Genomic DNA, 19,355 nt, shown 5'->3' on the forward strand with positions numbered 1-19,355 from the left:
TCAAATCCGGCCCCCGCAACCAACTTTAAATAGCATATACATCTTATTCATTATCCCCTTTATCTTTTTTATCGTGAGTTAGCTCATGATGATAACAGTGTGAAAAAGATTGGAAGCTATTTTGTGTCTTTACGGACAAACACTACAATGTTGGAAAAAATTCTGATAACGTAGTTCAAATTCGATGGATATCCACGATGAGTGAGGTATCTATCTCGGGGTTGTTATGACACTTCCCTGCCAAAGTTTCATCATTATTTGATGACCGCTCTTTTAATAATGCTGAGAAGCATTAACCCCCAAATAAGAAATCGTCACGAGATGATTTTTCTACTCTAAATTCATGCCTAAAGCATAGAAAATACTGCTTGACTGACCAGATTGGTTGAGTCGAGGTTTGTGTATTTAGTCAACAGAGTTATCCACAGGTTGTGTTTTGTGGATAAGTTGGTGAGTAACCTGAAATTGACCTCTGTATAAGCGTTTAATATTTAAGATCTTTTTATTAAAACGGGTTTCCTCTTTTTAAAGGGCTTACAGTAATTAACTGTAATATAAGGCTTTTTCCGTCTTGGGATGACTTATTTCTTCGTGTTTTGAAGATCATTACCTTATCATTCTTTGATCTTTGTCATTGGAAGTTAGTGTGATTAACTCTCAATACACAGACGAAAACGCTGTGTAAATTTGACTTTTTCCACATTGTGTTTTTTAGAGCTAAATCAAACTCTGTAAAGGTAAATCAGGCAAGTATTATGCATCTCTAGGCAGACCTTTTTGCACGATACGAATCAAACGCTGCTGTTTGGTATCGATGGTCCCTTGAATGGGTATTTGATTGAATTGTTGTTCTAACGCCCACTGAATGTGAATGTCTAACATGTCGTTTATCCCTTTTCGACGTTGCAATACATCAACGATATCACTTGAGTAATCTGCGTTACCTAATGCAATCGCGATGTTTCTAAGCCATTGTATATGCCCTATGCGGCGAATTGCCGATCCCTGCATATTGTTGAGAAATTGTTCTTCACTCCATAGAAAGAGTGACACAAGATCGGGATTTTTCAATATTTCTCTACGCTGAAAATCATCTTGTTCGCTGAGAGGCGCAAATCGGTTCCATGGGCACACGAGTTGGCAATCATCACAGCCATATATTCGGTTACCAATTGCTCGACGAAATTCTTCCGCTATCACGCCATCATATTCTATGGTGAGATAGGAGATGCAGCGTCTTGCATCCACAACGCCATCTTCAACAATCGCATTGGTTGGGCATGACGTAATACAGGCCTGACATTTTCCGCATTGATTGCTTTGTGGTTCATCAATCGGAAGAGGAATATCGACTAGAAGTTCGCCAAGGAAAAACCATGAACCAGCCTCTTTATCGAGTATCAGCGAATGCTTACCTGTCCAACCTAGTCCTGCCTTTTCAGCAAGCGGGCGTTCTAAGATTGGCGCCGAATCGACAAAAGGTCGGTAGCCTAATTGACCGACTTGTTGCTCGATCTTCTGTCCTAATTTTTTCAATTGGTTACGCAGCAGTTTGTGATAATCCCGACCGAGCGCGTAGCGGCTGATGTATGCATGGCGCCGATTGCTCAAGTCGGCGGCAAACAAAGCATCTTGCGGCAGGTAATCCATCCTGACACTGATTACGCGTAATGTTCCGGGCAGTAACTCTGCTGGACGTGCTCGCATCATGCCATGTCGAGCCATCCAATCCATTTCACCGTGATAGCCAGCATCCAGCCACTTTTGTAGCTCTGCTTCGTGCTCGGATAAGTCGATGTCACAAATTCCAACTTTTTGAAAGCCAAGCTCTGCAGCCCAAGCTTTGATTTGCGTGGCAAGTTGTGAATAATCCATGAGGGCTTATCGGTTAAAATGGGGGGCGGATCTTAACGGATCTTAGCGTTACGATCTAGTTTGTCTCTAACTTTGGGAGCAAGATCTTAGCAATTATTTTCTAATTACTTACAGAAGAGATCTTGTCTCTCAAATCGATCCCAGTTTACTATTCGTATTCTTTTGATTTTTATATAGTCACTCAGACTCTTTAGAGAATGCATTCATGAGCACGAAAACTTTTTCCTTAATCGATGAACATGCCACCGTTGCCTTAGGGAGCGCATTGGCTCAATGTTGCTCTGAGCAAACCACGATCTATCTCCACGGTGATCTCGGTGCAGGAAAAACGACATTCAGTCGTGGCTTTATTCGCGCTCTTGGCCATAACGGTAATGTTAAAAGCCCAACTTACACCTTGGTTGAGCCTTATCAACTAGACCAATGGCAAGTCTACCACTTTGATCTTTATCGCCTTGCAGATCCTGAAGAACTCGAATTCATGGGTATTCGAGATTATTTCTCTGCGGATGCGATCTGTCTTGTTGAATGGCCAGAGAAAGGCCAAGGGCTTCTTCCTCAAGCGGATCTGGATCTGGTATTACGTTATCAGGGAGAACAACGCATTGCTGAGTTCACTGCAAACAGCGAATATGGATCGACCTTATTAAGTAAATTGGAACTATGTTAAAAAGTCCTTTGTCGTTTAAAGCCGCTTTTTTTTCCTGCTTATTAACGCTTGTTTTGTTGCCCAAACTGGTTTGGGCAAACGCGTTAGAAGGGATTCGTGTTTGGCCTTCGCCAGATGAAACCCGAGTAGTGATCGATTTAAAACAGCAGGCAACATACAGTTATTTCAGCCTGACAGGTCCTGACCGTTTGGTGGTCGATCTTAAAGACACTTCCTTGGCAACTAAGCTACCTGTTTCTGTTACTGACAGTCCGGTATTAAAAAAAGTACGCAAAAGCTCACCACCAGAGAAGGGCACTTATCGCTTAGTGTTTGAACTCTCCAAGCGTGTTTCTGCCAATTTGTTTACTCTCGCGCCCACACCTGGCGGCCAGTACGGGCATCGTTTGGTGATTGATTTATCCCACGGAACGCAAAGTAGTGATAGTTCTGCTACCTCCTCGTCATCGAGCAGCACGCAAGTCAGTCGAGACGCATCTTCTCTGCATGGCAATGCGGATATTGTAGTTGCCATTGATGCAGGCCATGGCGGTGAAGATCCTGGTTCGATCGGCCCAACTCGTAAATACGAAAAACGGGCAACGTTAGCCATTGCGAAAAAGATAGCCGCGCAAATTGATGCGGTCCCTGGTATGAAAGCGGTCCTTACTCGCGGTGGAGACTACTACGTCAATCTTAATAAACGTTCTGAAATTGCGCGTAAGAATAAAGCCCACTTGTTAGTGTCGATTCATGCGGATGCCTTTTCGTCTCCTAAACCTCGTGGAGCGTCAGTGTTTGTTCTTAATACTCGCCGTGCGAATACCGAGATTGGTCGCTGGGTAGAAAATCATGAGCAGCAATCTCAGCTGTTGGGCGGTGCGGGTGAAGTCTTGGCTAAAAACAACAGCGATAAAAACATCAGTCAAACGCTGCTGGATCTACAATTTAGCCATTCTCAAAAAGAAGGTTATAAAGTGGCAACCAAGATTCTCGGTGAAATGGGGAAAGTGGCGTATTTGCATAAGAAAAAACCAGTGAATGCCAGTTTGGCGGTACTAAAGTCGCCAGATATTCCCTCGGTACTCGTAGAGACGGGGTTCATTTCTAACCCAACGGAAGAGCGTTTATTGTTTCAGCGTAGCCACCAAGACAAACTGGCGCGCGCTCTGACAAAAGCCGTTGTACAGTATTTTGAAGAAAATCCACCAGAAGGAACGCTGTTTGCCAATCGTGGTAAAGCGATTAAACATAAAGTCAGCAGTGGCGAATCGTTATCTCGCCTTGCTCAGCGCTATGGCGTGTCTATGAAAGCGATAATGAGCGCCAATAATCTCTCAAGTTCATCATTGCGTATTGGTCAACAGTTAACGATTCCGGCGGGGGGCTCAAAAGATATTCCGGTGCCTGTTATCAATAACCCTGTTGAAACACGTGTAATTACGCATGCTGTTCAACGAGGCGAGTATCTAGGCCTTATTGCCAATAAATACAAAGTGTCAGTATCCAGTATTAAGCGAGAGAATAATCTAAGGTCTGACACCCTGAAACTCGGCCAAAAACTGAAAATTACGGTGAGCATGAAAGATCGTCCGGTGAGAAAACATACCGTGAAGCGTGGGGAGTTTTTAGGTAAGATAGCCAGTCAATATGGGGTCTCGGTGAGTAGTCTGCGCAGTGCAAATAAACTGCGTTCAGATAGTTTGGCCATAGGGCAAGAACTGATTATTCCCAATAACTGACCGTTGAAGAACGAAGAGTTATCCCCAATTATCTATCAACAAATCGCCCGATTTATGGTTAAGTCGGGCGATTTGTCGTTGAAGTCGCCCGCGTTCTAAACGGAGTTAAATCGAGCCATGACTATTAAAATCCTGCCAGCGCGTCTTGCCAACCAAATTGCTGCTGGAGAGGTGGTAGAAAGACCGGCCTCTGTGGTGAAAGAGTTGGTGGAAAACAGTCTTGATGCTGGAGCAACCCGTATTGATATCGATATTGATAAAGGTGGCGCCAAACTGATTCGTGTTCGAGATAACGGTAAAGGGATCGAAAAAGATCAGCTGGGTTTAGCCTTAAGCCGACATGCCACCTCTAAGATTCATAGTCTCGATGATCTGGAAGCGATCATGAGTTTAGGGTTTCGAGGGGAGGCATTGGCGAGTATCAGCGCGGTTTCAAGGTTGACACTGACTTCTCGAACGGCGACACAAGAGCAAGCTTGGTCTGCGCATGCTGAAGGGCGCGAAATGGAGGTGAAGCTTCAACCCGCTGCCCATCCGATTGGTACGTCCATCGAAGTGCTCGATTTATTTTTCAATACCCCCGCCCGCCGTAAGTTTCTGCGTACCGAAAAAACAGAGTTTACGCATATTGATGAGTTAATTAAACGCATCGCCTTAAGTCGATTTGATGTGACGATTCAGCTCAAACATAACGGTAAAGTAGTGCGTCAATATCGTGCAGCACAAAATCAGATGCAGCGAGAAAAACGTATTGCAGCGGTATGTGGTGCACCGTTTGTTCGCCATATGCTCAATATCGAGTTAGAGCATCAAGGGCTAACACTGCATGGTTGGATAACCACGCCTCAAGGCGCTCGTGCGCAAAACGATCTTCAGTACTGTTACGTTAATGGTCGAATGATGCGTGACAAATTGATTAATCATGCGATTCGACAGAGTTATGAGGCCAGCCTAAAAGCTGATCAATATGCTGCCTATGTATTGTATATTGATGTCGATCCCCATCAAGTTGATGTGAATGTTCACCCAGCGAAGCATGAAGTTCGTTTCCATCAAGGTCGCTTGGTGCATGACTTTATCTACCAAGCCTTGAGTGATGCTTTGGCGCAAGGTGAACACATTGATAAAGTGGGTCATACTGCTTCTGCTTTTCACCAGCCTCAATCGGCAGCGCATAGCGATCAGCACGCGGTCGAGACAGAGCCAACACCCGAAGACGCCGTTTCACCGAGCGTGCCAGAGCACGTTTATCAAGCTGTTGAGCAAACCCCTGCTTATCCAAGCAAATCGACTCGGCAACACGACGGTAGCTACCAAGTTCAAGAACAGTCACAACCTTGGCAACCAGCCACTAAAAATGCGAATTCTAGTGGAAAAAGTGGTGGCTATGGTAAAGCTCGTCATGTCGAGGGTTCGCCAACTTCGGCAGAATTAAAAGCATATCGAGCGTTACTCGAAACGCCCGATACCGCGGAAGTGCCTACATCTGAAACCCAGAGGATATCAAAACCCAATGCACCGGTGGCGCTTGAAGAAAGAGCATCCACGGCTCTAAGTACCCAATTCACTGTTCCCGTTGAAACGTTAGGCAAAGCGATTTGTGTCGTCGACTCGCAATATTTGATGATGGCAGATAAGCAAGGGTGTGTGTTAGTCTCGCTGCTCCGAGCAGAGTGGTACCGCACTCGAGGGCAATTACAGCTTCACGATCAACCTTTAAAAAGCCAACCTTTGTTAGTACCACTGGGATTGAAGCTTGATCACGCGCTGATTGAGGTTGCCCAGCAACAGGAGAACTTATTGGCGCAATTTGGGATTGAGCTAAAGGCTCGTGGGCAGCACGCCGTGATGGTCATGGGGGTACCGCAGCCGCTCAGACAACACAATTTACAAGTCTTAATCCCTGACATGCTGGTTTATTTACAACAGGTGCAGAAAGCTGAGGAGACCACCGTTTCTATTTTAGCCGATTGGCTGGCCAATCAAGTGGTCAAATACAAAAGCGACTACACTTTATCAGACGCCATTCAACTTGTGGCTGAAGCGGAACAAGTTTGGCAGGGAGCATTACCTTTGGACGATCACGCTTTGGTTCGTCCCATCGATTTTACAGCGACGATCGCAGCATTAAACCGTTATGAATAAACCATTACCTTTAGCCCTATTTTTGATGGGGCCGACCGCATCCGGCAAAACTGATCTGGCTATTCGCCTCCGCCAGAAATACCCGGTAGAGATCATTTCTGTCGATTCTGCTTTGATTTATCGGGGAATGGACATTGGCACGGCCAAACCCGATGCGACCGAGCAAGCTCTGGCGCCTCATCGTTTGATCGATATTTTAGACCCCAGTGAAGCTTATTCCGCCGCGGATTTTCGCCGAGACGCAATTAATGAAATGAACGACATTGTTTCTCAAGGAAAAATTCCTTTGCTGGTGGGCGGAACTATGTTGTATTACAAGGCTCTACTAGAAGGATTGTCGCCACTTCCTGCTGCCGATGCCGAAATTCGTAAACAAATTGAAGAAGAATCATTGACTAATGGCTGGGAGGTACTGCACGATCAGTTAAAAGTGATCGACCCTGTTTCAGCGGCAAGAATTCACCCAAATGATCCGCAGCGTTTATCGCGGGCATTGGAAGTTTATCGAATTTCAGGTAAAACTCTAACAGAGCTAACTCAAACCAAAGGTGAAGATCTTCCGTTTAGAGTGAAACAGTTTGCGATCGCTCCCAAGGAAAGGGCTGAGCTCCATCGCCGTATCGAACTGCGATTCGACAAAATGATCGAGATGGGTTTTGAGCAAGAGATGAAACGATTGTACGCCCGAGATGATCTTCACTCTGATCTTCCATCAATTCGATGTGTCGGTTATCGGCAGATGTGGGACTACTTGGATGGGAACTGCACGCTTGATGACGCGATTTTTCGCGGAATCTGTGCAACTCGTCAATTGGCCAAGCGACAAATTACCTGGTTGCGCAGCTGGGATAATTTAACTTGGTTGGATAGCGAACACATTGATCAAGCACTAGAAACCGTTTCAAATGCATTAGCATCAGAGGGTTATAGCTGTGTATAATGTGATCGCTTTTGCGTGAATTTGCCCTGTCAAGGAACTGTGACTTGATATTTTGGTGTAAAGCCGTCATAACAAGAAGCGGTAGGGTGTTTTTTATTCGTTTAGCTCTGATGCAAAGGCACTTACTTTTGCAGTGCACCGCTAGCTAACTAACTAAAACAAAATTACAAATAAGGAAAATAAAATGGCTAAGGGGCAATCTTTACAAGACCCGTTCTTAAATGCACTACGTCGTGAACGTATTCCAGTGTCTATCTACCTTGTTAATGGTATTAAGTTACAAGGCCAGATCGAATCTTTTGACCAGTTCGTTATTCTATTGAAAAACACAGTCAATCAAATGGTTTATAAACATGCGATTTCGACTGTGGTTCCGGCTCGTCCAGTGAGCCATCACAGTAACGATCGTCCTCAACAATCTGATCGTCCAGAGAAATCAGAAGAGTAATCCTCTGAACATTTCTATCGGCAATACACTAAGGAGTTGATTGCTTGTTTGACCGTTATGAAGCCGGTGAGCGAGCCGTACTTGTTCATATCAACTTCACGCAAGAGGGTGAGTGGGAAGACTTAAGCGAGTTTGAAATGCTGGTCTCCTCCGCTGGAGTATCGACGCTACAAGTCGTTACTGGTAGTCGTCAATCTCCACACCCTAAATATTATGTCGGAGAGGGTAAAGCCCAGGAGATTGCCCAAGCGGTGCAATTAAATGGCGCTGATATTGTGATTTTTAATCACGCCCTTTCTCCTGCCCAAGAGCGAAATCTCGAAACTCTTTGCAAATGTCGCGTATTAGATCGCACAGGTCTGATTCTGGATATTTTTGCGCAAAGAGCACGAACTCACGAAGGTAAGCTGCAAGTTGAACTTGCGCAGCTACGCCATATCTCAACTCGCTTAATCCGAGGCTGGACTCACCTTGAACGACAAAAAGGTGGTATCGGTCTACGCGGACCAGGGGAAACACAGTTAGAAACTGACCGACGTTTATTGCGTGACCGCATTAAAGCGATTCTGCGACGTCTTGAAAAAGTCGCTAAGCAACGTGAACAAGGGCGCCGTGCTCGTCATCGTGCTGAAATTCCTACTATTTCACTTGTTGGTTATACCAATGCGGGTAAATCAACCTTGTTTAACCGTATTACGGAAGCTGGGGTATACGCCGCAGACCAATTATTTGCAACCTTGGATCCGACGTTAAGAAAGATTGAGCTTGCTGATGTGGGGTCAGCGATTCTCGCGGATACGGTTGGTTTTATACGCCATTTACCTCATGATCTTGTCGCCGCGTTTAAAGCGACCTTACAAGAAACACAAGAAGCTGACATTTTGTTACATGTTGTTGATGCCAGTGATGACCGTTTTCGTGAGAATATTCAAGCGGTGAACGATGTTCTTGAAGAGATTGACGCACACGAAGTTCCAACTTTGTTGGTCATGAACAAGATCGATAACCTCGAAGGACAGAAACCTCGCATTGAATATGATGAGGAAGGCATGCCCAGAATGGTTTGGGTATCAGCCATGGAAGGAGAAGGGATTGACCTACTATTTGAAGCGTTAACTGCTCGGTTAGCGAGTCAGATGGTCGATCACCGTTTGCGGATACCACCACAGTATCAGGGGCGTATTCGCAGTATATTCTTTCGAATGAATTGTATTCAACAAGAAGAATATGACCAAGAGGGCTGTTTACTGATTAATGTTCGTATGCAGCAGGTAGATTGGTCTAGACTTGAAAAAAGAGAAGGGGCAGTTTTACGTGACTTTATAGTTACTTAAATGACTGCTACAGTATAACGTCATATCAATGATGGAGCTTTCTAATGGCGTGGAATGAGCCTGGAAATAACAACGGCGACAATGGCCGCGACAATGACCCATGGGGTAATAATAATCGTGGTAATAAAGGTGGCCGTGATCAAGGTCCGCCAGACTTAGACGAAGTCTTCAACAAACTGAGTCAGAAGCTGGGTGGAAAGTTTGGTGGTAAAGGCAAAGGTGGTAAAGGACCTTCATTTGGTGGCGGTAGCGCTATCGGGTTCGGTATCATTGCTGTCATCGCGATTGCAGTCTGGTTTTTCGCTGGTTTTTACACCATTGGCGAAGCCGAGCGAGGCGTCGTACTTCGTTTAGGCAAATATGACCGTATTGTTGAGCCTGGTCTGAACTGGCGGCCTCAATTTATTGATGAAGTCACTCCGGTTAACGTACAAGCGATTCGCTCACTGCGTGCCTCTGGTCTTATGCTAACTAAAGACGAAAATGTTGTCACCGTGAGCATGGATGTCCAGTATCGTGTTTCTGACCCATACAAATATTTGTATGTGGTAACGAATGCCGACGACAGCTTACGTCAAGCGACCGACTCTGCGTTACGTGCTGTTGTGGGTGACTCATTGATGGACAGCATTTTGACCAGTGGCCGTCAACAGATTCGTCAAAGTACTCAAGAGACGCTAAATGATATTATCGACAGCTACGACATGGGTATTTACGTCGTTGATGTGAACTTCCAATCCGCTCGTCCGCCAGAGCAAGTGAAAGATGCGTTTGATGACGCGATTGCTGCACGAGAAGATGAAGAGCGTTTCATCCGCGAAGCGGAAGCGTACAAAAACGAAATTTTGCCGAAAGCAACGGGTCGTGCTGAACGCTTGAAGAAAGAAGCACAAGGTTACACTGAGCGCACAGTAAACGAAGCTCTCGGTCAAGTTGCGCAGTTTGAAAAGCTACTTCCTGAATACTTAGCGGCACCAAAAGTAACGCGTGACCGTTTGTACTTGGATTCAATGCAAGAAGTGTATTCAAAATCGTCTAAAGTGCTGATCGATTCGAAATCCAGTGGCAACTTGCTGTACCTACCGATTGATAAGTTGGCAGGACAAGAAGGTGCACCGACGAAACGTAGCCAAAAATCGTCTGCGAGCTATGACCAAATCGAGCTTGAATCACAACGTGATGACTCCAGTTCAGACTCTCAAACTCGCACCAATGACTCACGTCAAGGGAGATACTAAGAATGCGTAAGTTAACGATCCCTCTACTGATTGTTCTATTGGTGATCTTGCTAATGAGCTTGTTCGTGATCCCTGAAGGTGAACGAGGCATTGTGATTCGCTTTGGTCGAGTATTGAAAGATGACACGAATGTTTCTCGTATCTACGAGCCAGGTTTGCATTTCAAATTACCATTGTTTGATCGCGTGAAAACGCTTGATGCACGTATCCAAACGATGGATGGTCGTTCTGACCGTTTCGTCACGTCGGAGAAAAAAGACGTTATCATTGACTCTTACGTGAAATGGCGTATCAAAGATTTCGGTCAATACTATCTGGCAACAGGCGGTGGTAATACGTTGACAGCAGAAAATCTGCTTGAACGTAAAGTAACGGACGTGCTGCGTTCAGAGATCGGTTCTCGCGAAATCAAGCAAATTGTTTCAGGCCCTCGCAACCAAGACATCCTGCCAGACAGCGCCGATGCTGAAGTGGTTACCACTGAAGCGGCAAAAGAAGCGCTCGAAGTGGATGGGCAGCGTGACCAAATCATGGAAAACGTACTTAACGATACTCGCGAAAGTGCAGCGAAAGATATCGGTGTGTATGTGGTCGATTTTCGTATGAAGAAAATCAACCTACCTGATGAAATCAGTGAATCAATTTATCGTCGTATGCGTGCAGAGCGTGAGTCAGTTGCTCGTAAGCACCGTTCGCAAGGTCGTGAAAAAGCAGAAGTCATCAAAGCTCAAGCTGAGCTAGAAGTGGCAACGATTCTCGCTGAAGCGGATAAAACTGCACGTGTCACGCGCGGTGAAGCAGATGCTCGCGCAGCGAAAATCTATTCTGATGCTTACAGCAAAGAGCCTGAATTCTTCGGCTTCTTACGCTCATTAAAAGCTTACGAAAAATCGTTTAGCGATAAGAGTGACATTCTTGTGTTGGATCCAAACAGCGAGTTCTTCAAATACATGAAAGACTCAAAGGGTGCCCCAGCGCAATAAGTGATTATTGTTGACGGTGTAACATGATATAAAGGCTCCTCTTTGAGGAGCTTTTCTTTTTTGTAACGATTTATCGGAGCACACAATGTCAAACGCGCTATGGTTGGCTTTAGGTTTAGTTTTAATTGCTGAGGGCATTGGGCCGTTAATTACCCCTAAGGGGTGGAGGCAAATGGTGGCGCAGCTTAGTGCTCAACCCGATAACCAACTGCGTCGTATCGGGGGATGCCTCGTGGTAGCCGGTGTGGTGATGGCGTGGGTGTTTAGCTGATTGCGTGTTATTGCTTCGAAATGACAGGTGGAAGTAGGAGGGGGTCTCCTACTTGGAATCAATAATGAGGTGGTGGCGTTTCTTCTTTTTCACTCGCCATGTTTGATGAATCGATATTTTTTACTTTACCGACCACATATTTCATCTGATCTTGCATTTTAGTGATCATTAATTGTTGTTCACTCAGTGCTTCGTTCAATGCATCAATGGTTTGTTCTTGAAACGCAATTTGGCATTCTAAATCGTTAATGCGCTGTTCTAGCTGCTCGTTCGTTTTGTCAGTCATAGTTACGGCTCCAGCTTCCAAGCTTGAGCGATCCCGGCTGAGGTTACGGAAATCACTCGTTGGTGTTTATCAAAAGCCGCATCATACACTACCGCGCTAGGTGGGCGAGTATCTTTTAAGGGCTCGGCTTCAAATTGATCAATTTTTTTCCCGTTCTCGGTATTCCAAACGCTAACTCTTCCTGACGGTGTGCCAGTAATTAAGCGGTTGCCATCGTCAGAAAAGCGAGCACTCGAGAAGATCAATTGGCGATAGTAGCTGCGTAACTCACTTATTTTTTCACCATTCGATAAGTCCCATATTACCGCTTGGTTTCCCCCATCTGATGTAAAGGCGTATAGCCCATCCCGCTGCAGAGCAACACGATTAACACGTTGTTCTAGTTCAAAATCATGAAGAATTTGTCCGCTAGAGGTATCCCACAAAAATGCGTGATAGTCGTTTCCGCCAGTAAGCGCGAAGCGTCCATTCGGTGAAATTGCAACAGAATTGACTTTTTCTTGGTGTGCGAGGAACTCTAAGCGTCTTCCAGTGACTAAATTGACGTAAATGGCTTTGCCATTGGAAAGACCAAGCACGACTTGTTCGCCGTTGCTGGCAATATCGACGTCACGGATTAATCCATCGGAGATCGACCAAAGCCCATTTGATTGGGTCCAAGCCAGATCCCAGACAGCGAAATGCATCTGACTGGCGGTGACTGCGTAGCGACCATTGTCAGAAATTCGAATGTGAGATACGGTGCTGCCTTGTGCGTCATGTTCACCGAGTGCGGCTAATTCTTTGCTTTCTTCCAGATCCCATAATCTGAGTTGGCTTTGTTTCGAATACAGTAGAGCAAAGCGTGCATCACGGCTAAGTGCAAAACTGGTTGCACCTTGCGGCTCAAGTGGCCAGCGCTTTACTTCGTGCGAAGTAAAGAAGCAACCACTGAGCAGTAATGTGGTAAGTAAAAGTAGGGCTGTATGAAAAATTATCCGCATTAAGTCTAACTATCCACTTGGTTTTCCGACAATAGGAACACATATTAGCTATATTGGTACAACATATTTGTGCATACCAGTATTTCGAATATTTTTGTGCACAACCCCAAAACAGTAAATCCATCAAAACGTGGAGAATTCAATGAAATCAATGTTTAAAGTGTCACTGCTTGCCGCAACCGTTATGTTAGCAGTTGGCTGTCAGAAAGAAGAAGAGCCAAAAGCGGACACTCAGCCTGCTGCCGAACAGGTTCAAGCTGAAACTGGAAAAGCAGTTAACTTTAAAAACGAAGATGAAAAAGCCGCGTACGCGATTGGTGTATCTTTCGCGAACTATCTAAACACCAGTCTGGATAAACCAAGTGAGATTGGTATCCATCTTAACAAAGATTTAGTGCTAAAAGGCATTGAACATGTTTTCTCTGGTAACCCAGAATTGAGTGAAGAAGAAACTCGAGCGGCGCTTGAAAGCTTAGATAAGCGCGTAGCTGAGACTATGCAAAAGCAAACCGCAGAGAAAGCGGCGACAAACAAAAAAGCGGGTGATGAATTCCGTGCTGAGTTTGAAAAGCAAGATGGCGTAGAGAAAACAGAATCGGGCTTAATGTACCAAGTGATGACGGAAGGTGATGGTGAAAAACCACAAGAAACCGATACCGTTCAAGTTCACTATAAAGGTACTTTGATCGATGGTACGCAATTTGACAGCTCATACGACCGTGGTGAGCCAGCCACTTTCCCTCTCAATCGTGTGATTCCTGGCTGGACCGAAGGTGTTCAATTAATGCCAGTTGGTTCTAAATTCAAGTTTGTGATTCCGCCAGCGTTGGCCTATGGTGAGCAAGATACGCCAACCATCCCTGCTAACTCGACCCTTGTCTTTGAAGTAGAATTACTGAAAATTGACAATGGCGATGAAGCGCAAGATACGCAAGGTTAATTGACTGATTTTAAATCGATAACCTGAAAGGTCTGACTTTGTCAGGCCTTTTTTTATGCTGATTTTGTGCACTATTATTTGTTTTAAATCACTAGAACGTCAGTTAGTTGAGGGTTCATTTCAAATTTTCTGATAAACTTACGTCAATTTGTTGATTTTTCACTCGAAGGCGAAAGAAGTGACGACTACAGAGACGGTTAATATCGATGAGTTGCTCGAAATGGAATCCATCCATGTGATGCCATTTAGCGAGCACGACAAAATTATTCTCAAATCTTATGAAGCGGTAGTCGACGGGATAGCCAGTCTGATCGGTCCGTTTTGTGAAATTGTTCTGCACTCGCTTGAAGACCTTAATACCTCAGCGATAAAAATTGCCAATGGTGAAAACACCGGACGCCAAGTGGGGTCGCCGATCACCGATATGGCATTGAAGATGCTGAAAGATATCGAAGGTTCTGAGCGCAATTTTTCTCGTTCTTATTTCACGCGTGCCAAGGGTGGCGTGTTGATGAAGTCAATCACTGTGGCGATTCGAAATGGTGATAATCGTGTGATTGGACTGTTGTGTATCAACGTCAATCTTGATGCGCCTTTCTCGCAAGTTTTACAGTCGTTTATGCCCAATGAAGAAGCGAAACAAGCGGCTTCGTCGGTGAACTTCGCAAGTGATGTCGAAGAGCTGGTGGATCAAACGGTAGAACGCACCATTGAAGAGATCAATGCCAATAAGTCGGTATCCAATAATACCAAGAATCGTCAGATCGTCATGGAACTGTTTGATAAAGGCATTTTTGATATTAAGGATGCCATCAACCGTGTCGCTGATCGACTGAATATCTCCAAGCACACGGTTTATCTCTATATTCGTCAGCGTAAAACTGAGGAAGATGAGAAGTGAATGCGTTGAGCTACACCTTGGTGGTGAATGGTGCCAACTATGGCCAGCAGTCTTCACGATCGGCGTATCTATTTGCTTGTGCATTGCTTGCCAAAGGGCATCAGCTTAATAGCGTGTTCTTTTATCGCGATGGGGTTACTAATGGCAGCCAGCTTGCGGTTCCTGCCAATGATGAGTTTGATATCACCAAAGCTTGGCAAGCATTAGCAAGCGAGCATGACATCGCTCTCGAAACTTGTGTGGCCGCGGCGCTGCGCCGAGGCATCGTGAGTGAGCAGGAAGCTCAGCAACATGACTTGCCAAGCAGTAACTTGGCGACAGGGTTTGAGCAAGCAGGGCTTGGTCGTTTAGCCGAAGCGCTGCTCAGTCAAGATCGAGTGGTGCAATTTTGAGTCAACTTACTTTTGTTTTCCGCCATGCGCCCCATGGTAGCGCGTCAGGTCGAGAGGGGCTCGATGCACTTCTTGCGGCCTCTGCCTATTGCGAAAATCTGCACGTACTTTTTGTTGGTGATGGCGTCTTGCAACTTTTGCCTGAGCAACAGCCAAGTAGTATTTTAAGTAAGGATTATGCACCAATGTTTAAGCTGTTTGATCTTTACGATATCGAGCAAGTCTTGGTTTGTCAGCAATCCTTAATTGAACGGGGGATTACAGAGCAAGCGTTGATAACAGAGGTTCAACTGGTGGAACATGAAGATATTCAGCGCCGCCTTCAGCAAGCCGATAAAATCTTGTCCTTTTAGAGTAAGGGTTCATGCTTCACATTATTAAAACTCTGTCCGCGCTACACGATGTACAGCGATACATGGCCGCAAGTGATAGCTTACTGCTGGTCGAAGATGCGGTGTATGCTGCCAATCCTCAGCATTTTGCTTACACTTTGATGAATACCGCCCTATCACAAACGAGGGTGTATGTACTTAAAGAAGACGTCCTCGCTCGTGGGGTGAGCGGCTTCATAGACGATACCACTCATTTAGTCGATTATGCCGGATTTGTTGATTTGACCGCAGAGCACACTCACTCGATGACATGGGATTAACGCCCGACAAACCCCGCAGCCCCGCCGTTCAATCCCTTAGAGGCGTAATAAATGCCGCCACTCTCAGGAACGGTTGAAAAAAGATCTGTATATTTCTTGACACACATCCCACTGCTGCATAGAATTTTGCGTCCCCAATTTGCATTTGCTTATTGGGACTAGATTTTTCACAAAGCTTACTTTCAAGTAAATCAGGAGCTAGTTAATGGCAACTATTAACCAGTTGGTACGCAAACCACGTGCAAAGCAAGTTGTTAAAAGCAACGTGCCAGCACTAGAAGCGTGCCCACAAAAACGTGGTGTATGTACTCGTGTTTACACTACTACACCTAAAAAACCTAACTCAGCACTTCGTAAGGTTTGCCGTGTTCGTCTAACGAACGGTTTCGAAGTAACTTCGTACATCGGCGGTGAAGGTCACAACCTTCAAGAGCACTCAGTTGTTCTAATCCGTGGTGGTCGTGTTAAAGACCTTCCAGGTGTGCGTTACCACACTGTTCGCGGTGCACTTGACTGTGCAGGCGTAAATGACCGTAAACAAGGTCGTTCTAAGTACGGTGTGAAGCGTCCTAAGTCTTAATGGATTCCGTTAAGTAAGGCCAAACACTAAATTATTTTTAATTTTTGAAGAAACTGAAAAGTTTTGGATAACCTGAAGAAGACAACGGAGAATATCCATGCCACGTCGTCGCGTAATTGGTCAGCGTAAGATCCTTCCAGATCCTAAGTTCAAATCTGAGCTGCTGGCAAAATTTGTCAACATCCTAATGGTTGACGGTAAAAAATCTACTGCAGAGAAAATTGTTTACACTGCACTAGACACTATGGCTGAGAAATCTGGTAAAGATCACTTGGCTATTTTTGAAGAAGCTCTTGAAAATGTTCGCCCAGCGGTAGAGGTTAAATCTCGCCGTGTAGGTGGTTCTACTTACCAAGTGCCTGTAGAAGTTCGTCCGGTTCGCCGTAACGCACTTGCTATGCGTTGGTTAGTTGAAGCTGCGCGTAAGCGTGGTGAAAAATCTATGGCTGGTCGTCTAGCTGCAGAAATGCTAGACGCATCAGAAAACAAAGGTACTGCTGTTAAGAAACGTGAAGACGTTCACCGTATGGCAGATGCAAACAAAGCGTTTGCTCATTACCGCTGGTAATGGACCTTCAGTGCTGCGAGTTTCTCTCGCAGCACTTTTCTTTACTCTAAGGTACACCTTAGTAAGAGGATACAATCGTGGCTCGTAAAACTCCTATTGAGCGCTACCGTAACATCGGTATCTGTGCTCACGTAGATGCAGGAAAAACAACCACAACTGAGCGTATTCTGTTCTACACTGGCCTCTCTCACAAAATCGGCGAAGTTCACGATGGTGCTGCCACCATGGACTGGATGGAGCAAGAGCAGGAGCGTGGTATCACTATCACCTCAGCTGCTACGACTACCTTCTGGCGTGGTATGGAAGCGCAATTCCAAGATCATCGCATCAACATCATTGATACCCCTGGACACGTTGACTTTACGATCGAAGTAGAGCGTTCTCTTCGTGTGCTTGATGGTGCTGTGGTCGTATTCTGTGGATCATCTGGTGTTGAACCTCAGTCTGAGACTGTATGGCGTCAAGCTGACAAATATCACGTTCCTCGTATGGTATTTGTGAATAAGATGGACCGTGCAGGCGCAGACTTCCTACGCGTTGTGGACCAAATTAAAAATCGTCTTGGTGCGACCCCTGTTCCTATCCAATTAAACATTGGAGCGGAAGATGAGTTCAAAGGTGTCATCGACCTTATCAAGATGAAAGCGATCAACTGGAATGAAGCCGATATGGGCATGACCTTCACTTATGAAGATATTCCAGCTGATATGCAGGAACTTGCTGAAGAATGGCGAAACCACATGGTTGAGTCAGCAGCAGAAGCCAATGAAGAGTTAATGGATAAGTACCTTGAAGAAGGGGAACTGTCCGAACAAGACATCAAAGCGGGTCTTCGTGCTCGTACACTGAAAAACGAAATTGTTCTGGCCACTTGTGGTAGTGCATTCAAAAACAAAGGTGTACAAGCAGTGTTGGATGCGGTAATTGATTTCTTGCCTTCACCAACGGATGTTATGTCAATCAAAGGTGTGGACGAAGACGAAAACGAAATCGAACGCCACGCTGATGATAATGAACCCTTTGCTGCATTGGCGTTCAAAATTGCGACAGACCCATTTGTTGGTACGCTAACCTTTATGCGCGTTTATTCCGGTGTTGTAAAATCCGGTGATGCTGTTTTCAACTCAGTAAAACAGAAGAAAGAGCGTTTTGGGCGTATCGTTCAGATGCACTCAAACAAGCGTGAAGAGTTAAAAGAAATTTACGCAGGAGACATTGCTGCAGCGGTAGGTCTTAAAGACGTTACCACTGGGGATACCCTATGCGATCCAAACCACAAAGTGGTTCTTGAACGTATGGAATTCCCGGCTCCTGTGATTCAAATTGCGGTAGAGCCTCGTTCTAAGGCTGACCAAGAGAAAATGGGTATTGCGCTGGGTAAACTCGCAGCGGAAGATCCATCGTTTCGCGTTGAGACGGATGACGAAAGTGGCCAGACTCTAATTTCTGGTATGGGTGAGCTTCACCTCGACATTATCGTTGACCGTATGAAGCGTGAATTCAGCGTTGATTGTAACGTTGGTAAACCTCAAGTAGCGTACCGTGAAACCATTCGTGGTAAAGCTGAGGTAGAAGGTAAGTTTGTTCGCCAATCAGGCGGTCGTGGTCAATACGGTCATGTCTGGATCAAACTGGAACCTTCAGAACCTGGCGAAGGCTTTGTTTTTGTCGATGAAATCGTGGGTGGTGTGGTTCCTAAGGAATACATCAATTCGGTATCGAAAGGTATCGAAGAGCAAATGAACAGCGGTGTGCTTGCTGGTTTCCCTGTTATGGATATCAAAGCAACCTTGTTTGACGGCTCTTACCATGATGTTGACTCCAGCGAAATGGCGTTTAAGATTGCCGGTTCGATGGCGTTTAAGAAAGGCGCTCTTGAAGCTCAGCCTGTCATTCTTGAACCAATGATGAAGGTTGAAGTAACCACTCCGGAAGATTGGATGGGTGATGTTGTTGGTGATCTGAACCGTCGCCGCGGCATGATCGAAGGTATGGATGAAGGCGTTGTTGGCCTGAAAATCATCCGTGCTTTGGTACCACTTTCAGAGATGTTCGGTTATGCAACCGATCTTCGTTCAGCAACGCAAGGTCGTGCTTCTTACTCAATGGAGTTCCATGAGTACGCAGAAGTACCGAAAAACTTTGCAGATAAAATCATTGCTGCTCGAGGGTATTGATCATCTGTATCGTTCGGTAAAAACCTTTGAGTTTTTGCGAGATCGATACGCTGAAATATTGCGCTGACAAGCGTTGGCGCATAAAATAGCAATTTCTGGCGCGTCGTGGTCAATAAAGGCTGCGGCGAATCATAACTAGGAAGGAACACGATCGTGTCTAAAGAAAAATTTGAACGTACGAAACCGCACGTAAACGTTGGTACTATCGGCCACGTTGACCACGGTAAAACAACTCTAACTGCAGCTATCTG

General features: G+C 45.4%; 21 protein-coding genes and 1 tRNA gene (1 of these 22 running past the window's edge). 19 read left to right on the forward strand and 3 right to left on the reverse strand.

The genetic code is table 11. The features are described from left to right. Positions 1 to 22, forward strand: a tRNA-Met gene (locus ACFFUV_RS22280) (it extends 155 nt beyond the left edge of the window). Between the two features lie 731 nt (positions 23 to 753). Here the strand turns inward: ACFFUV_RS22280 and queG are convergent. Next, complete coding sequence (gene queG, locus ACFFUV_RS22285) at positions 754 to 1,875, reverse strand: tRNA epoxyqueuosine(34) reductase QueG (protein WP_390197740.1); 1,122 nt, start codon at positions 1,873 to 1,875, stop codon at positions 754 to 756. 205 nt (positions 1,876 to 2,080) lie between these two features. Between queG and tsaE the strand changes: the two genes are divergently transcribed. The 9 genes from tsaE (at position 2,081) to ACFFUV_RS22330 (ending at position 11,625) form a co-directional block, all read left to right on the forward strand. Next, positions 2,081 to 2,545, forward strand: a complete 465-nt coding sequence (tsaE, locus tag ACFFUV_RS22290) for a tRNA (adenosine(37)-N6)-threonylcarbamoyltransferase complex ATPase subunit type 1 TsaE (RefSeq protein ID WP_390197744.1) — start codon at positions 2,081 to 2,083, stop codon at positions 2,543 to 2,545. Further along, complete coding sequence (locus ACFFUV_RS22295; protein WP_390197748.1) at positions 2,539 to 4,266, forward strand: LysM peptidoglycan-binding domain-containing protein; 1,728 nt, start codon at positions 2,539 to 2,541, stop codon at positions 4,264 to 4,266. Before tsaE ends, ACFFUV_RS22295 begins: the two co-directional genes overlap by 7 nt. A gap of 117 nt (positions 4,267 to 4,383) precedes the next feature. Continuing rightward, positions 4,384 to 6,411 (forward strand): DNA mismatch repair endonuclease MutL, encoded by a 2,028-nt coding sequence (gene mutL, locus ACFFUV_RS22300; RefSeq protein ID WP_390197751.1) that lies wholly within the window; start codon positions 4,384 to 4,386, stop codon positions 6,409 to 6,411. Further along, positions 6,404 to 7,351, forward strand: a complete 948-nt coding sequence (gene miaA / locus ACFFUV_RS22305) for a tRNA (adenosine(37)-N6)-dimethylallyltransferase MiaA (RefSeq protein WP_390197754.1) — start codon at positions 6,404 to 6,406, stop codon at positions 7,349 to 7,351. Before mutL ends, miaA begins: the two co-directional genes overlap by 8 nt. Before the next feature lie 184 nt (positions 7,352 to 7,535). Beyond that, positions 7,536 to 7,799, forward strand: a complete 264-nt coding sequence (gene hfq, locus ACFFUV_RS22310) for an RNA chaperone Hfq (protein WP_390197758.1) — start codon at positions 7,536 to 7,538, stop codon at positions 7,797 to 7,799. A gap of 44 nt (positions 7,800 to 7,843) precedes the next feature. Next, positions 7,844 to 9,133, forward strand: coding sequence for a ribosome rescue GTPase HflX (hflX, locus tag ACFFUV_RS22315; RefSeq protein WP_390197761.1), 1,290 nt, complete (start codon positions 7,844 to 7,846; stop codon positions 9,131 to 9,133). A 44-nt stretch (positions 9,134 to 9,177) separates the two neighbouring features. Then, positions 9,178 to 10,371, forward strand: a complete 1,194-nt coding sequence (hflK, locus tag ACFFUV_RS22320; RefSeq protein ID WP_390197765.1) for an FtsH protease activity modulator HflK — start codon at positions 9,178 to 9,180, stop codon at positions 10,369 to 10,371. A 2-nt stretch (positions 10,372 to 10,373) separates the two neighbouring features. Then, positions 10,374 to 11,354, forward strand: a complete 981-nt coding sequence (hflC, locus tag ACFFUV_RS22325) for a protease modulator HflC (RefSeq protein WP_390197768.1) — start codon at positions 10,374 to 10,376, stop codon at positions 11,352 to 11,354. 85 nt (positions 11,355 to 11,439) lie between these two features. Further along, positions 11,440 to 11,625: a DUF2065 domain-containing protein gene (locus ACFFUV_RS22330; RefSeq protein ID WP_390197771.1), complete on the forward strand. Its 186-nt coding sequence runs from the start codon at positions 11,440 to 11,442 to the stop codon at positions 11,623 to 11,625. 58 nt (positions 11,626 to 11,683) lie between these two features. Here ACFFUV_RS22330 and ACFFUV_RS22335 read toward each other — a convergent pair whose 3' ends face one another. Both ACFFUV_RS22335 and ACFFUV_RS22340 read right to left on the reverse strand, forming a co-directional pair. Beyond that, a complete protein-coding gene (locus tag ACFFUV_RS22335) occupies positions 11,684 to 11,911 on the reverse strand; it encodes a SlyX family protein (protein ID WP_390197773.1) in 228 nt (75 codons plus the stop codon). A gap of 2 nt (positions 11,912 to 11,913) precedes the next feature. Further along, positions 11,914 to 12,894, reverse strand: a complete 981-nt coding sequence (locus ACFFUV_RS22340; protein ID WP_390197776.1) for a WD40 repeat domain-containing protein — start codon at positions 12,892 to 12,894, stop codon at positions 11,914 to 11,916. Between the two features lie 142 nt (positions 12,895 to 13,036). Between ACFFUV_RS22340 and fkpA the strand changes: the two genes are divergently transcribed. The 9 genes from fkpA to ACFFUV_RS22385 all read left to right on the forward strand — a co-directional run. Next, positions 13,037 to 13,834: an FKBP-type peptidyl-prolyl cis-trans isomerase gene (gene fkpA / locus ACFFUV_RS22345; protein ID WP_390197778.1), complete on the forward strand. Its 798-nt coding sequence runs from the start codon at positions 13,037 to 13,039 to the stop codon at positions 13,832 to 13,834. A gap of 178 nt (positions 13,835 to 14,012) precedes the next feature. Further along, positions 14,013 to 14,735, forward strand: a complete 723-nt coding sequence (locus ACFFUV_RS22350; protein WP_390197781.1) for a helix-turn-helix transcriptional regulator — start codon at positions 14,013 to 14,015, stop codon at positions 14,733 to 14,735. Continuing rightward, on the forward strand, positions 14,732 to 15,127 hold the full coding sequence (gene tusD, locus ACFFUV_RS22355; protein ID WP_390197783.1) for a sulfurtransferase complex subunit TusD: 396 nt from the start codon (positions 14,732 to 14,734) through the stop codon (positions 15,125 to 15,127). Before ACFFUV_RS22350 ends, tusD begins: the two co-directional genes overlap by 4 nt. Then, positions 15,124 to 15,480, forward strand: a complete 357-nt coding sequence (gene tusC, locus ACFFUV_RS22360; RefSeq protein WP_390197786.1) for a sulfurtransferase complex subunit TusC — start codon at positions 15,124 to 15,126, stop codon at positions 15,478 to 15,480. The genes tusD and tusC overlap by 4 nt, the downstream gene beginning before the upstream one ends. 11 nt (positions 15,481 to 15,491) lie before the next feature. Further along, the gene (tusB, locus tag ACFFUV_RS22365; protein WP_390197789.1) at positions 15,492 to 15,779 is read left to right on the forward strand and encodes a sulfurtransferase complex subunit TusB; all 288 of its coding nucleotides are present in this window, start codon (positions 15,492 to 15,494) and stop codon (positions 15,777 to 15,779) included. A gap of 205 nt (positions 15,780 to 15,984) precedes the next feature. Continuing rightward, positions 15,985 to 16,359, forward strand: coding sequence for a 30S ribosomal protein S12 (rpsL, locus tag ACFFUV_RS22370; RefSeq protein WP_004399892.1), 375 nt, complete (start codon positions 15,985 to 15,987; stop codon positions 16,357 to 16,359). A gap of 97 nt (positions 16,360 to 16,456) precedes the next feature. Continuing rightward, complete coding sequence (rpsG, locus tag ACFFUV_RS22375) at positions 16,457 to 16,927, forward strand: 30S ribosomal protein S7 (RefSeq protein ID WP_390197793.1); 471 nt, start codon at positions 16,457 to 16,459, stop codon at positions 16,925 to 16,927. A gap of 77 nt (positions 16,928 to 17,004) precedes the next feature. Next, entirely contained in the window at positions 17,005 to 19,104 is a 2,100-nt protein-coding gene (fusA, locus tag ACFFUV_RS22380) for an elongation factor G (protein WP_390197796.1), read from the forward strand. Positions 19,105 to 19,257: 153 nt separating this feature from the next. Then, positions 19,258 to 19,355 (forward strand): GTP-binding protein (locus tag ACFFUV_RS22385; RefSeq protein ID WP_001967706.1); only part of this gene is annotated, 98 nt, incomplete at its 3' end.

Source organism: Vibrio olivae, assembly GCF_042428525.1.
In the GTDB taxonomy this organism is placed as follows: Bacteria; Pseudomonadota; Gammaproteobacteria; order Enterobacterales; family Vibrionaceae; genus Vibrio; species Vibrio olivae.